At 47.1% G+C, this 15,603-nt stretch carries 12 protein-coding genes and 1 tRNA gene; 5 read left to right on the top strand and 8 right to left on the bottom strand.

All coding sequences use genetic code 11. The features are described from left to right. Positions 1-52: 52 nt before the first annotated feature. From ABD843_RS08960 to ABD843_RS08935, 6 genes are all read right to left on the bottom strand, one after another. The gene (locus ABD843_RS08960; protein WP_345081742.1) at positions 53-1,255 is read right to left on the bottom strand and encodes a hypothetical protein; all 1,203 of its coding nucleotides are present in this window, start codon (positions 1,253-1,255) and stop codon (positions 53-55) included. Beyond that, positions 1,252-3,768, bottom strand: a complete 2,517-nt coding sequence (locus ABD843_RS08955; protein WP_345081739.1) for a DNA cytosine methyltransferase — start codon at positions 3,766-3,768, stop codon at positions 1,252-1,254. The genes ABD843_RS08960 and ABD843_RS08955 overlap by 4 nt, the downstream gene beginning before the upstream one ends. 80 nt (positions 3,769-3,848) lie before the next feature. Continuing rightward, positions 3,849-4,835, bottom strand: coding sequence for a hypothetical protein (locus ABD843_RS08950; RefSeq protein ID WP_345081736.1), 987 nt, complete (start codon positions 4,833-4,835; stop codon positions 3,849-3,851). A 35-nt stretch (positions 4,836-4,870) separates the two neighbouring features. Continuing rightward, entirely contained in the window at positions 4,871-5,308 is a 438-nt protein-coding gene (locus ABD843_RS08945; protein WP_345081733.1) for a very short patch repair endonuclease, read from the bottom strand. A 260-nt stretch (positions 5,309-5,568) separates the two neighbouring features. Further along, positions 5,569-5,642 (bottom strand) — tRNA-Ile (locus ABD843_RS08940). A 92-nt stretch (positions 5,643-5,734) separates the two neighbouring features. Next, positions 5,735-7,120 (bottom strand): PAS domain S-box protein, encoded by a 1,386-nt coding sequence (locus tag ABD843_RS08935; protein ID WP_345081730.1) that lies wholly within the window; start codon positions 7,118-7,120, stop codon positions 5,735-5,737. Between the two features lie 255 nt (positions 7,121-7,375). Here ABD843_RS08935 and ABD843_RS08930 point away from each other — a divergent pair, with 255 nt between their 5' ends. Then, on the top strand, positions 7,376-8,701 hold the full coding sequence (locus ABD843_RS08930) for a dihydrolipoamide acetyltransferase family protein (protein WP_345081727.1): 1,326 nt from the start codon (positions 7,376-7,378) through the stop codon (positions 8,699-8,701). A gap of 175 nt (positions 8,702-8,876) precedes the next feature. Here the strand turns inward: ABD843_RS08930 and ABD843_RS08925 are convergent, their stop codons facing one another. After that, positions 8,877-9,752 carry a ferritin-like domain-containing protein gene (locus ABD843_RS08925; protein WP_345081724.1) on the bottom strand — a complete coding sequence of 292 codons (876 nt, stop codon included), beginning with the start codon at positions 9,750-9,752 and terminating at the stop codon, positions 8,877-8,879. Between the two features lie 9 nt (positions 9,753-9,761). Further along, entirely contained in the window at positions 9,762-10,454 is a 693-nt protein-coding gene (locus ABD843_RS08920) for a ferritin-like domain-containing protein (RefSeq protein WP_345081721.1), read from the bottom strand. Positions 10,455-10,751: 297 nt separating this feature from the next. Here ABD843_RS08920 and ABD843_RS08915 point away from each other — a divergent pair, with 297 nt between their 5' ends. The 4 genes from ABD843_RS08915 to ABD843_RS08900 all read left to right on the top strand — a co-directional run bounded on the left by ABD843_RS08915 (position 10,752) and on the right by ABD843_RS08900 (position 15,533). Then, positions 10,752-11,384, top strand: a complete 633-nt coding sequence (locus tag ABD843_RS08915; RefSeq protein WP_345081718.1) for an HAD family hydrolase — start codon at positions 10,752-10,754, stop codon at positions 11,382-11,384. A gap of 167 nt (positions 11,385-11,551) precedes the next feature. Then, positions 11,552-13,471, top strand: a complete 1,920-nt coding sequence (gene dxs, locus ABD843_RS08910) for a 1-deoxy-D-xylulose-5-phosphate synthase (protein ID WP_345081715.1) — start codon at positions 11,552-11,554, stop codon at positions 13,469-13,471. Positions 13,472-13,678: 207 nt separating this feature from the next. Next, the gene (locus tag ABD843_RS08905; RefSeq protein ID WP_345081712.1) at positions 13,679-14,779 is read left to right on the top strand and encodes a Nif3-like dinuclear metal center hexameric protein; all 1,101 of its coding nucleotides are present in this window, start codon (positions 13,679-13,681) and stop codon (positions 14,777-14,779) included. A 1-nt stretch (position 14,780) separates the two neighbouring features. After that, positions 14,781-15,533, top strand: a complete 753-nt coding sequence (locus ABD843_RS08900) for a zinc ribbon domain-containing protein (protein WP_345081709.1) — start codon at positions 14,781-14,783, stop codon at positions 15,531-15,533. Positions 15,534-15,603 lie beyond the last annotated feature (70 nt).

Below are 15,603 nucleotides of genomic sequence, written 5' to 3'. Positions count from 1 at the left end.
TGAAAGACAAACCAATATTATTTGGCTCTTTAAACACAGGCTCCCAAAGACACTATGCATAATTAAACTCTATCCCCTGCACAACTTTATGGAAATCTTGGGGCAAGTGACTAAAATAGTCTGTTTTAAGGCCAACATCAAGAACATGCATAAAATCTCCAAAATCGTAAATGATAGACTCTCCGTGATTTTCCATAATATTCTTCCTGATGCTTTCTGTTTTTGCTATTAGGCAGACATATTGATAGTCTTTGTTGATTATTGTTGTTTTTCCATTAGGGTGCGCACGTTGTAGGTGTTGTCCACTGGTGAGTGCAATAAGGTTCTCAATGTAATCTGCTATTTCCTGGAATTCATTTTTAGGGAAAATATGGTGCATGTGGGTAGCAATTTCACCGATTGAAAACTTGTCAAGTACCTCAGATTTGCCCCCGTTGTATTTGTCGTTGAACTGCTTCAAATTTTTGGCCGCTCGCGATATTTTATACTCATACATCTGTTGATTGCTCAACGATACTTTATAATCACCTCGAGCAACGTTTTTATCTTTGCCGACATCTCGCCAATTAGGCTGATTATACATTATATTATCCAGCGTGATAATTGACTGAGAGATTCTGCCACTAATCGTTCCCTTTGTATGATACTTACATGCGAGAGGATTTAAAACTTTAATAAAAATTCTGTTTGCTTCGACATCGGTGTTAATGGGAGTATATCGGATACAAAAATCAGAAAACTTGCCTTTTAAATCTTCAAGAGAAGTTTTCGACTGCTCATCAAAAAACGATTCAAAACTATCCCATAAACCACTATCTCGTAAAGTCTTTTCAATATAGAGACACAGAAATTCAAAGGTATTTCGTTCTCTCAAGGCGATATACTCAAGGATTTCGGGTTTTGCTATAGTAAACTGTATACCAATACCCTTTTTATTCTCATTTAATATGCCGGCTGCGGCCAACATCTTCATAGGCTGCCGAAAAAACTTATTGTATTCATCTAATGTAGCACGAATTAGTGGATCAGGTTTTCCAAACCAAGCCTGGACATTCTTTACAGCATATTCTGACTTCCATATATCTGGTGATTGGAAAGGCTGTTGTCCACCACTTCTAACATATTCGAGAATACAATCTGCGACAAAGCACACGGAATCATACGCGCACTTTTGGTCTAACCATCTACCATTGTGCGTCTGTCGTACGTCATAAGTCTGTGCGTTTATGAACTTAGCTAATAGGTTGGGAGTCATTTCTCTTTTAATTTTCCATAGAAAAATACACTTGTTTTGTCTACATTAATCGACTGTGTTGAAAGATTCCTGGCAATTGCATAAAATTGTCTGTATTCGTCAGTCGAAAAATATGCCATTTGTTGGCGCGTGAGCTTAAATCCATACTTTGGAATTAATACTGCCGTAGACCCATCTGTAATAGTATTCGGGTGATTTTCGATGACTCTGGGGTTATAAGTCATGTTTGGAGTTAAATAGACGGAGTTGTCGTTAACGTATTTGAACGCAGAAGTATTTTCTGCTGTTTTTTCGTGAATGTACATGTCATAGCCTCTAACATGAGACAACTCTCCACTATCATTGATGTTTTTACCTTTTATAACCCATAAACTCTTACCAGTGGATTTTGTTGTTGTGTTCGCCTTTGTAATTTGTCGATCCCTAAACACATCAAACACATCAAATTCAAGCTTTTTTGCAACCTTATCAAACTCCTCGTTTCTATATATGATGAAATAAGGGAACCTGCTATCTGTAATATATTCTTGTCTTTGATTGTACGACTTGTTATACTTCATGCTATAAACAAACGTGTTCGTGGGCTTTTGTTTTGGATAAACTATCAAACACATTGTTTCAATAGAAACTCCGGTGAAACCATGACGTCCGAAATCAATTATTGAATCAAGTTTCATACTTCGCAATATGTCCCGTGTCACCTTGAACTCATGGTTACTGAGTAAGGTCTTATTCAAGACCAAGGCTACACAATCACTATATTTTAAACACTTCTCAAGAAACATTTCAGATAAGTTGGCTGTTTCTTGATTAATATTTTGTTTCAGATATTTAGCTTTCTCTTTTGATTTACCATCTAATTTTGAGAATGGTGGATTACCTACTACAAGATCATATCGAGAAGTAATATCCATCAATAGGAAATCATGGCAAATAATATTTATCGTAAAATTGTTAGGTATAGCAATCTTTTCCAGAATTAACTTCAGAGTTTCTATGCTGTCTTCGTCTATGTCTACGACGTCAAGAGTAACCCTACTCACATTTTCATATCGTTTTATTAAAAAGGGGATAAAATTTCCAGCGCCAACTGAAGGCTCAAGAATGCGGATTTCATCCTTATTAAAATCAGGTAGCTTCCCCATGATTTCATTGACGATGAACTTGTTTGTGTAAAATGCTGCGTTTTCTTCCCGTTTAGCGTTACATAATTCCGTAATACGCATCAACGCTGAAACATCTAAATTGAGAGGGTTAGCTTTTAAAAAAATTCTAAGCTTAGCCCTTTGGTCTAAATCAAATTGGGAAATTACCCTATTTAAGCTCGAAGGATCAAGGTGATTTTTTAACAGGCATATTTTTATATTTTCGGCGATTCTGCGCATAGATTCTGTAGGCACTGCTTCGCCAATACACTGTCTAATTGTCAACTCATGATTTTTATATAATAATCGCTTAGCATCGTTTGATAGCCTGTTCAATTCTTCAATTTCTTTATCTACCCACTTGAAGCTTGATGGAATTGTCATCATTTCCATTAGCTCTCTAATACTATATACCCTGTCCTCTACAGGATGCACGGTGTTTTGTGCTGCAAGTTGATCGTTTCTTGTATGAATACATTGAACGAATCTATCCCAACGTTGTCTTGTGTATTTATCTCTATTCTTACGAATATTTTCTACATGTTTACCGTCATCGATTCTATGTGGTCTCTTGTGAGGGTCAGGATTATCAAATGCGGACTGCCCTTCCTTTAATCCATGAATCCAATCGCGCATTTTGGGGTTGTATGTTCTAAAGGCATGATAGAAATCGTCGCTACAGATTTCACCCCATTCAAGGCTAGGAAATTTAGAAATAACGTCTCGAAGAGTTTTCTCTTTTTGATAATGTGGTAATATATCATACGGAGTGATGCTATTCCTGTATGTCTTATCTACCCCGACCATTAGCGTTCGAGTCCTGGATGAATTCGAGCCGTAATTCATTAAATTAATTATACGCCCAGAAATGATATAGTCTTGCCCAAGCGATTCTTTCACATAATCTCCAATTGGAATAATCCGACCATCAGGTGTAGTGCACTGGGTCTTTTGAAAGGCCATTACATTTTCAAAAACAAAGACACGCGGTTTTATATGTTTAACAACGGCTATCGATTCAACAACCAGACTGTTTCGATTGATCTCCTCAGAATTCTTTTTATGGTTAATAACGCTAATCCCTTGACATGGGGGGGTTGCAAGAACAACATCCACTCTATCGTTTCCTTTGCTCTTCCACCTTCGCATTTCTGCATAAATCTTCTCTTTAGTATCGGACTCTGAAATATCACCTACAATGTATCCGGAATCATATTGGCAAATATTGTTTGCTTTCTGAATTTCCATTCTTTTAGGAATAATTTCGTTTGTCGCAACACAATGATAGCCCTCCATTTTAAATCCATAACAACCTACACCTCCTGAACTAAAAAGTGTAATGTATGTTAGCTTCTTGTCTCTGAACATTTTTAAATCCTTCGTGTTATCCTAAGAGTGTTATTTTATATCTTATACCTAATTCTAATTACCCAATTCGCAAATCTATACTATAGCATATCAGCCGTAATAATTTCCACAGGTATGTTTCTGTCTTTACAGTATTTATCCGCATCAGCATCATTCAAAAAGTAATCGTCACAGAATTCATCAAGTTCTTTTTCTGTAGCCTTGTAATACCGTTCCTCTGCCGTCATTAATTTCTCAATTTGCTCAATGAATTTTTCGAACTCTCTATTGATTTTACAGAGTTTATCAATAGTTTTAAAGTCTAAGTGATTGTATCTCGGTTGAAACAACACTTTGGTCAGATAAGGATTAGCATTCAACTTAATTATGCCGATTCCAAATGACTGATTAAGTCGTTCCATTTCTTCCGTCAGACTATCACCGATTTCATACGCAGCCAAATACCCGTAGTTAGCCCAACTGGAATTAGAAACTGCCTGAAAAAAGGCTTTCTTTAATTCTGCATCGCTATTTATTTCCTTCTTTATTTCGAAGGAACTAAGCTTGAAAATATCACTACGGTTAATTGACTTAAGAAAATTTTGGCTCGCTTTGGTTTGGAGGTTCAAAAAACGAACTCCTACCATATCTGGATGAGTCCAGATTTGATTACTGTCTTTTCCATACGTCGATTGCTCGTGAAAAATTGTTTTTGAATAAACTGCAGTACTCTTTAGATAACTGCTGAGGAGTTTATGTAAATCGCGTTCCTCATAACTCTTAACTTTTTCTATCTTCCTTTGATGCGTACCGTTTTCTGTAGCGGTCAGAATGTCAGACTCAATATTTTGTTCGTTTTTAGCCAAGTAATAGAAATAAACACCGCCCTCTTTCTTAATTCTTTTTACTCGAGTATCACCATTTCGGATGAAATCACCCAATTGGGCCGATACCGTATTCGTGGGAGTTTTAGCTCCGCCAAAATCATAATACTTGTTGGACAATATGTGATTACATATATCGGTCGAATTGGACAAATTTCCTAAGTCCTCTAAGCTTTTTAAAATGGCATCTCTTATGGTTGTCATAATAATACTATGTTTGTTGGTTATGTCCTCACCCACTATACTTCACTTGGTTTTAATACTGAAATAACCGCTACAAGTGTCTGTTCTAAGTGTGGTTTTCGTAATTGACATTCCCAAATTGTAATAACTTTCCACCCTAATTTCTCTAATCCTTTTTCATTTTCCTTATCCCGTTGCATATTACTTTGTAATTTGTTCGTCCAAAATTCAACGTTGCTTCTGGGAATTTTATTTAATCTACAGCCATTATGCGCATGCCAAAAACAACCATTGACTAAAATCACCGTTCTATATTTTGTAAGAACTATGTCTGGCTTACCCGGCAATTTTTTACAATGAATTCTGTAGCGAAAACCACGGGAAAATAAGAATTTTCTCACTAAAATTTCTGGCTTCGTATCCCTACCCTTAATCTTGCTCATTTTTGAGCTTCTCACGCCATCATTCGCATTCACCATGTCTCCATCTTTCAATTGTCAAATTTAAAACGAACTACGATAAGGGCCTACACGGAGTTTTTACTCCGTTGATGCTCAGTTGGGTTGAGCACCAAGAACGTCCTTCATACAAGTCCGTTACAAGGCAGACGAGTAAGTTATAACCGCTGGATTGCAGTATCAGCGCGAGTTTGAAGCGAATTCATTGCAAGAAAACATGCGAGTAGATTTTATAGGCACAAAAAAAAGAGTCATACTTGCGCATAACTCTTTAATTTTCAATCATTTAATGTTTGTGGGCCCACTAGGACTTGAACCTAGGACCACCTGATTATGAGTCAGGTGCTCTAACCAACTGAGCTATAGGCCCAATGATGGCGAACCATCAAAAATGGAGTGCAAATGTAGCAGATATTCTTAGAAAAAGAAAACTTTTTTGGAGGTTTTTTCTGATAGAAGATATTAGCCTTCCGATGGGTGTGTTTTTGCATTCAATATGCCGCTCAGCTCGCGTACTACGGCATCGAGCCTTCCTGCCGACTCGCCTATACCCATCAGCAGTACTTCTTTGTCCACCCCGGCTATGTTCTCGGCAAGCATATTGGTGAGGCCCATTATAGTGGCCAGCGGGCCCCGCAGGTTGTGCGATACTATCTCGGCAAATTCGTTCAGGGCTCTGTTGCGGCTCACCAGGTCGGCCACTATGCGCTCGCGCTCGGCCTCCATGGTCTTACGGACGGTTATCACCTCGGTGAGCATAATGATGCCTCCTACCTCACCGGTGGGCTTGCACCAGGGGTGTATCTCCCATCGCAGCCATTCTGTGTGGCCGTCCTCGCGTACAAAGCTGTCCTCTTCTCTTTTTTCAATGGCCCCCGCCAGGCAGCGGCGGTGTATGTCTTTCCACTCCTGCCCTATGGTGGGGAAGACCTCGTAATGGCTCATGCCCAGTACATTGCGGCCCTGCAGGCCGTAATCGGCCATCCACCGGCGGCTCACCATCATATAGCGCATGTCCATATTTACCATGGCTATGGCTGCCGGGCTATGCTCTACAAAGAGCTGCAGCAGATCTTCGCTTGCCTTCAGGCGCTCTATCATGCGCTTGCGCTCGGTGATGTGCCTGAGCTGCCACAGGTAATACAGCCGCCCGTCGTGGTCTTTTATTGCCGACATCACACCGCTTATCCACTCGTCTGTACCATTTTTATTCAGCAGGCGTTTTTCCATGCTGTAGTTGTCGGTCTCGCCATCCAGTATCCTTTGTAGCTGTTCGCGGTCGTTCTGGCGGTCCTGTGGGTGGGTTATCGCCTCGGGCGACAGTTGCAGCAGCTCTTCGCCGGTATATCCCACTATGTCGCACAGGGTCTTGTTCACCCTCATCCAGCTACCGTCGGCCGCTACCAGTGCCACGCCTATAGATGAATGCTCGAATGCCCTTTCGAAAAGCGCTTCCGATGCATACAATGCGGCCTCCTTCGCCTTTCGTGTGTCTATATCGGTAATGGTGATGATGGCGCCTGCCACGGCACCGCTCTTTTCGTATATAGGGCACATCTGCAGGCGGTACCATACCTTCCGGTCATATACCGGCAATTCCCGCTCGCCTATGGCCTTTTCGCCTTTCATGGCCTTTTCGAATGATGCCATATACCCGGCCTTGTTCGCATCGGAAACAAAGGTCCGGTAATCGTTTCCCACCTGCACATCGCGGGCATGTATACCGCGCAGCGTGGTTCGTGCATGCTCGTTGAAGCAAATGACCGTATGATCGGTACCGATGATGAGGACACTATCGGTGACATTGTCCATCACGGCCTGAAATATATCGGATATATCTACGTTCATAAACTCATATGCACATGCTCGTATCTTTTATGCGATACTGTCGTTCACAAAAAAAGGCTGCTTTTTCGTTAAGCACCAAAAATATCAAAATAACACAGCATTTAAAACAGCAGGTATCTTATTGCCTGTATATGCGCCGATATATGCACCGCCATGCGGCCCTGAAAAAAGAATGGCAACTATAGCAGCGATAGGTTTTATATTGGCGACCGTTGCTTATTTTTGCAGCGTTTATAAAACATACAAAAATATATCATGGCCATAGTTGATGTTGTAATGCCCAAGATGGGGGAAAGCATAATGGAAGCCACTGTGCTGAAATGGCACAAGAAACCTGGCGATACCGTAAAAATGGACGAGACCCTGCTGGACATAGCTACCGATAAAGTAGACAGCGAGGTACCCTCTACCGCCGCCGGCGTTATAACAGAACTGCTGTATAAAGAGAACGATGTAGTGCCCGTAGGCGCTACCATAGCCCGCATAGAATCGGGCGGGGCGGCCGCTGTTGCAGCACCCGCTGCTGCTGCGCCTGCACCACAGCCACAGGCCGCACCACAACCCGCACCTGTGCAGCATGCTGCGCCTGCCGCCGCACCCTTGGCCGATGGTGGCAGCCGCTTCTACTCGCCCCTGGTGCTGAATATAGCCGGCAAGGAAGGTATAGGCATGGCCGAACTGGAACGCATACCCGGCACCGGCAACGAAGGCCGCGTGACCAAAAAAGATATACTGGCCTATGTGGCCAACCGTGGCGCGGCACCCGCACCACAGCCTGCGCAGGCTGCAACACCGGCACTCGTACAGCAGGCCGTGCCAGCCGCTGCGCCAGCGCCCCAACCGGCACCTGCAGCACCTATGGCCATAACGGGCAATGTAGAGATAATAGAGATGGACCGCATGCGCAGGCTGATAGCCGACCACATGGTGCGCAGCAAGGCCACATCGCCACACGTTACCAGCTTCACCGAGGCCGATGTGACGCACCTGGTGAAATGGCGCGAGAAGGTGAAAGGCCCCTTCGAGAAGAAGCATGGCGAGAAGATAACCTTCACTCCTATATTCTTCGAGGCCATCATCAACTGCATACGCAAGTATCCTATGATAAACTGCAGCCTGGACGGCTACAACATAGTACTGAAGAAGGACATAAACATAGGCATGGCCACTGCACTGCCCACAGGCAACCTGATAGTACCTGTGATAAAGAGCGCAGAGACCAAGAACCTGCTGGGCCTGACCAAAGAGGTGAACGCACTGGCCAATGCCGCGCGCAACAACAAGCTGAAGGCCGACGATACACAGGGTGGCACATTCACCGTTACCAATGTGGGTACCTTCGGCAGCCTGATGGGTACGCCCATCATCAACCAGCCGCAGGTGGCCATACTGGCGCTGGGCGCTATAAAGAAAAGGCCCGTAGTGCTGGAGACCGAAGATGGCGATGTGATAGCCGTACGCCACATGATGTACCTGTCTCTGAGCTACGACCACCGTATAGTAGATGGCTCGCTGGGTGCCAGCTTCCTCACTGCCGTGGCCAACGAGCTGGAAGCATTCGATGTGAACAGGCAGATATAACAGTTCGCATTACCTTATACAAAAGAGGTTGTCCCAATGGTTCGGGGCAACCTCTTTTCTTATTTACACTCTTTACCGCGCATATTTTTTCTACAGAATGTAGCATAAAAGAAAAGGCCCTTGAAGAATGCATCTTCAAGGGCCTGGTATATGTTTATAAATGAACTGCGACTGTTTATAGCTTCTTAAAGGGCGCTATCAGGTTCATTACGTTCTCCTTGGTATAGGGCTCGTCGAAGGCAGCTGTGGCCGCTACCTGGGGCATAGCACCATTGGCATAGTATACATTGCTCAGCCCCTGTATGTCCACACTTTTCTGTATGGTATTATCCTCGCCCAGGTAGTATTTTTGGAAGCTGAGCGATGGTACAGGTGGTATGTTGTTCTGTATCCATGGCGTGGGGGTCTCTGCGGCGCCTACGGCCAGCCTGCGCCTCAGGCGCACATAGGCAGCATGCCTGCCCTCTACGGCCGCCAGTGCAAATACCTGCGACAGTACAGCATTATTGGCCTGCAGGGTCTCTGTTTGGCCATGTATGGCATGTATATATGTATCTTCCAGCACCTGTGCTATGGTGAGGAAGGTCTCATAATCGGCGAAGGGTGTGAATTTGCCACCCATAGTGAAGTCGTACGCGGCAGGCACATACGGATGCACCGTAGTAGATGCCGTGTAGTACTTCGGCCTGAAGGCCACACCACCCAGGCCGGCTATCACTTTCTCCAGGAAGGCCACATGGGCTTTTTCCTGGCTCTCTATTATCTTGAAGCCGGGCAGGTCTTGCGCAGGTATGAGGCTGCCGGTATTGGTACCCTGCCTGTAGTAGGTGTGCTGCATGAACTCGAACTCGAGCGCAAGGTTCAGCGCATTCACTACCACATCGGTGGACTGCCCGTATGCTTTTTTGAACATAGAGGCCAGCGCCAGCGGCAGCGCCGCCAATGCTACTTTGGAGCCGAAGCTGCCGAGCATCTCGCGCCTTCCGCTGAGGCGTTCATACACCTCGGGGTCGGTCTTCTCTATCTCTGAGATTATATGCTTGAAGTTCATGTTGTTGTCTTAGAAAGTAGGTAGTTTGCTTGTGTCGAACCTTGTTTCCAGGTAGTTGCCCAACTGGGCCATACCCTGTGCCGGCGATGTTACCCAGTTCAGCGCATTGCTGTCCAGCACATTCATGCCGCTGGCAAAAGAGTTGTGGTTCAGTATATCGCGTACATAGCCTGCATGGCGGGCATCTACGGTGCTCATCTTGCCCAGGTACAGTATATAGCTTTGGTCTTTGAGCAGGCGTATAACGCCCGCATATGCCGATGCCGACAGGTCTTCGAGCGTGGCGGCATTGGTAAGAAAGCTGGTCTTGTCCGAAAAGTTCACTATGGCCATCTGCGTGGTCACGGTCTTCACTGCGTTCTTGCCCAGCAGGGTCTTCAGAAACTCGCGGTGCGCCAGTTCCTGGTCGCGCAGTTCTATCTGCAGCTCTATCTCGCTCTGCGTGGCGCTATAGTATGTGGTGGCCACTGCCTGGTTGTAAAATGCTACGGTCACCTGCTTCAGCACATATAGGTAGTTCAGCAGGGCTATATCGCCCTCGCCCAGGTAGGTATCGCTGGGGGGCGTTCTGCGGCACGAAGCTACAAGCAGCCCTGCACCGGCCAGTCCACCGGCCATCTGGAAGAAGCGGCGCCTCGACACATCGTATGTGGGTCCATTTTCCTGCTCCTGCATGGGGGCGGGTATGTTGTTTATGTCCATGATACCTTTTTATACACCAGGGTCAGAGACCCTGTACGATATTACAAGCCTTAAAATTAATAAAATCACGATCTCACACAATACACTTGCCCTTTAATTGCCAAAATAGCAAAAAAAGGCTGCTGTACAGCATACCCCACGAAGATAAAGTTATTCAGAAACATCGGTGAAACAAAATTTTCGCAGGTATCCCCGGGCGGCATGTCGGGCGCTGTTCATATGACGAAGTTCTATGTTGTGGCCTGTTCTTCAGGTATTTGTCTGCGCATTTGCCGGTTTTACCCCAATTTTGCATGCATGATCACAGGCATCAGGCATATCATATTCGACCTCGGCGGCGTACTGCTGAACCTCGATTACTCCCTTACCGAAAAAGCATTCATACAGGCAGGTATTGCCGATTTCGGCGAGCGCTACTCGCAACTGCAGCAGACCGACATCTTCGACCGGCTGGAGACCGGCCGCATGGGCCGCGAAGAGTTCATAGCCACCATGCAGCAGGTAGCTGCCACACCCATCACAGAGCAGCAGGTGCTGGGCGCCTGGAACGCCATGCTGCTCGACTTTCCCCTGCGGCGCCTGCAGATACTGCAGCAGCTACGCGGCCATTACGACCTCTTCCTGCTCAGCAATACCAACGAGATACATGAAGAGGTATTCAACAATACCCTCATGCGCGACCATGGTATACCCAACATAGGCGTATTCTTCGATAAGGTATATATGTCGCACCGTGTAGGGCTGCGCAAACCCATGCCAGAGATATTCCGCCGTGTGCTGGAAGATAATGACCTGAAAGCAGAGCATACCCTCTTCATAGACGATAGCCCGCAGCACATAGCCACTGCCAAACAGGTAGGCATACAGACCATATACCTGGAAAAAGGCATGACCATAGAAGAGCATATCTTCAAGCCTTTGGCCAAATAACATACTCTTACTTACCACGTCTATATATTAACATTCCGTATCGCTCTTCGGCATAAGATCTGCTGTATCATTTGCCAAAAGCATATTCCGGGGCATTTTTACCCTACATATAACGGATGATAGTATTATTTTACTAATTTTGTACGTTTATAATTCGCTCTTAGTGCATGGAAGAGATAGCTGCGGGACCGTTGCTTAGCAATATAGATACCCCCTACGACCTTAGAAAGCTGGAAAAAGGCCAGCTTCCGCAGGTATGTAACGAGTTACGTCAATTCATAATAGACTGCGTGAGTGTGCATGGCGGCCATTTCGGCGCCAGCCTGGGTGTGGTAGAGCTCACAGTAGCGCTACACTATGTCCTCAATACCCCCGACGACCAGCTGGTATGGGATGTAGGCCACCAGGCATATGGCCATAAGATACTCACCGGCCGCCGCAAGGTGTTCCATACCAATCGCAAGTATGGCGGCCTCAGCGGCTTTCCCAAGCGCAGCGAGAGCGAGTACGATACATTCGGCGTAGGACACTCCTCCACATCCATATCGGCAGCGCTGGGTATGGCCATAGCATCGAAGTACAAGGGCGAGCATCACCGCCGCCACATAGCAGTGATAGGCGATGGCGCCATGACGGCTGGCCTGCCCTTCGAGGCGCTGAACCATGCCGGTGTGAGCAATGCCAATGTGCTCATAGTACTGAACGATAATAACATGAGCATAGACCCCAATGTGGGCGCGCTCAAAGAATATCTTACCGACATCACCACCTCGCATACCTGGAACCGCTTTCGCGATGATGTATGGAACCTGCTGGGCAAGGTGCCCGGCAAAGACCTGCAGAAACTGGCCTCGAAGGTAGAGGCCGGCCTGAAAGGGGTAGTGTCTAAAAGCAGCAACCTGTTCGAGGCGCTGGGCCTGCGCTACTTTGGCCCTATAGACGGCCATAACGTAGTGAAGCTGGCAGAGACCCTCAAAGACCTGAACGATATACCCGGCCCCAAGCTGCTGCATATAAAGACGGTAAAGGGCAAGGGCTATGACCTGGCCGAAAAGGACCAGACCCTGTGGCATGCCCCGGGCACCTTTGATAAAGTGACGGGCAAGATAAACAAGAAGATAGCCACCGTACCCGAGCCGCCTAAATACCAGGATGTCTTTGGCCATACCATACTGGAGCTTGCAGAGAAGAACCCACAGATAATGGGCATCACCCCTGCTATGCCCAGCGGCTGCTCGCTGAAGATAATGATGGATGCCATGCCCCACCGCGCGCTGGATGTAGGCATAGCCGAGCAACATGCCGTGACGCTGAGCGCAGGGCTGGCCACGCAGGGGCTCAAGGTGTTCTGCAACATCTACAGCTCCTTTATGCAGCGGGCATACGATATGGTGATACATGATGTGGCCATACAGAAGCTGCCCGTGGTCTTCTGCCTGGACCGTGCAGGCCTGGTGGGCGATGATGGGCCTACGCACCATGGCGCCTACGATATAGCCTATATGCGCTGCATACCCGATATGATAGTGAGCGCCCCTATGAACGAGGCCGAGCTGCGCAACCTGATGTATACATCACAGCTACCCGAGATAAAATATCCTTTCGTGATACGCTATCCGCGTGGCCAGGGCGTGATGCCCCAGTGGCGCACACCTATGGAGCGTATAGAAGTGGGCACCGGCCGCATGATATGCGACGGCAGTGAGGTGGCCATACTCACCATAGGCCATCCCGGCAACTTCGCAGTATCGGCATGCCGCATACTGGCTACCGATGATATATATCCTGCGCATTACGATATGCGCTTTGTAAAACCGCTGGACGAGGCCATGCTGCACGATGTGGCCAGGCGCTTCTCGCGCATCGTTACCGTAGAGGACGGTACTGTAGTAGGCGGTTTCGGTAGTGCCGTGCTGGAGTTCATGAATGCCAATGGCTACTCGCCCGAGATAAAGATGCTGGGCATACCCGACCGCATAGTAGAGCATGGCAAGCCCGAAGAGCTGCACCGCGAATGCGGCTACGATGCCGCCGCCATTGCCGATGCCGTACGCGAAATGGCCGGTATGAAACAGATGGTGATGTAACGGGAAAATGCTAACGAATAAAAGACCGAAGAGGGCATTGAAATATGTATTTCAATGCCCTCTTTCTTTATAGATATGTGAGAATATCGCAGTCCCACAGATCCGTCCTGCTTATTCCGGCTGCAGAGCTAAGAGTTTTATAAGGAATTATGTTTTTTATGCGCTGATATAATCGGATCTTTGAATTGTACATATTTTCGAACGGTCATGACGGTAAAAGACATAATGGAGGCGATAGAGGCGGTAGCACCTATAGTATACCAGGAAAGCTACGACAACAGCGGCCTGCAGGTGGGCGATGCCGCCGCCATAGTAACGGGTGTGCTCATAACGCTGGATGTAACGGAACAGGTGGTGGACGAGGCCCTGGGCCGCGGCTGCAATATGATAGTGGCCCATCATCCGCTCATATTCGGCGGGCTGAAGCGAGTTACGGGCCGTACCTATGTAGAGCGCATAGTGGCCAAAGCCATAAAGAACGACATACATATCTATGCCGCCCATACCAACCTGGACAATGTGGCACAGGGGGTGAACGCCCGTTTTGCGCAGAAGCTGGGGCTGCAGGATACCCGCATACTGGTCCCCAAGAGCAATTTGCTATACAGGCTGTGCAGCTATGCCCCTACGGATGTGGCCGATGGTGTGCGCGAGGCCATGTTCCATGCGGGTGCGGGCCACATCAGCAAATACAGCGAGTGCAGTTTCAATACCGAGGGTACAGGCACCTTTCGCGCGGCGCCCGACGCCGACCCGGCCATAGGCACTCCCGGCGGTGGCAGGGAAAATGTGCGCGAAGTGAAGATAGAGGTGATAGTGACCGTACACAATAAGAATGCGGTCATAGCCGCCATGCGTGCCGCCCATATATACGAAGAGGTGGCCTATGAGCTGATACCCCTGGCCAACCCGGCCACAGAGATAGGCGCCGGTATGATAGGCACCCTGGCCGAACCGCTGGAGGAGATAGAGATGCTTTCCTTCATCAAACAACAAATGAGAACAGAATGCATACGGCATACCGAGCTTACCGGCAGGGCCATCAGCAGGGTGGCGGTGTGTGGCGGCTCGGGCAGCTTCCTGCTGCGCGATGCCATAGCGGCCGGAGCCGATATCTTCATCACCGCCGACCATAAATACCACCAGTTCTTCGATGCCGAGAAAAAAATACTGATAGCCGATATAGGCCATTACCAGAGCGAGCAATATACCTCTGAAATATTTGAGGAGATACTTAAGAAAAATTTCCCTAATTTTGCGGTTCTTTTATCAAATTTATCAACCGATCCTGTAAAATATTTTTGCTGATATGGCTACCGTAAAGGATTTTTCATTCGAAGAACGTCTCACCGCAGTACTCGCGCTGCAAAAGATCGATTCCAAGATCGACGAAATAAAAACACTGAAAGGCGAGCTGCCTATGGAAGTGAAAGACCTCGAAGACGAGATCGAAGGCCTTCAGACCCGCATCGGTAACATAGATACCGAGATAGCGAACATCAACGCTTTCATAGATACCAAGACCGAAGCCAAGAAAGAGGCCCAGGCGCTCATAAAGAAATACGAAAAACAGCAGGACAACGTAAAGAACAACCGCGAGTTCGAGGCCATCAATAAAGAGATGGAAATGCAGGAGCTGGAAGTTCGCCTGAACGAAAAGCATATAAAGGATGCCGGTTTCGATCTGAAAGACCGTACCAATGCCCGCCTGAAGACAGAAGAAAAGATAGCCGATGTGCAGGAAGCCCTGGGCCTGAAGCGCAAAGAGCTGGAAAAGATAACCGTAGAAACAGAGAAGGAAGAGCAAGCGCTGGCCGCCAGGTCTTCTGAGGCCAAAGAAAAGGTAGAAGCAAGGCTGCTGGCCGCCTATGAGCGCATCCGCGCCAGCTACCGCAACGGCCTGGCCGTTGTGCCCATCGTGCGCGACTCTTGCGGCGGCTGCTTCAACGTGATACCGCCACAGCGCCAGAGCGAGATACGCCAGCACAAGAAGATAATAGTATGCGAGCATTGCGGCCGTATACTGGTAGATTCTGACCTGAACGATAAGGTGACCGCATAATAGGTATATACCGTAAAGAATAGGAAGAGGGAGCGTTCGCGCTTCCTTTTTCATGTATACCCGGGTTTAC

The sequence above is a fragment of the Nemorincola caseinilytica genome, from assembly GCF_039540515.1.
Taxonomy (GTDB): domain Bacteria; phylum Bacteroidota; class Bacteroidia; order Chitinophagales; family Chitinophagaceae; genus Nemorincola; species Nemorincola caseinilytica.
Note: the sequence above shows the minus strand (reverse complement) of the source record. Positions and strands in the feature narration are given on the sequence as shown.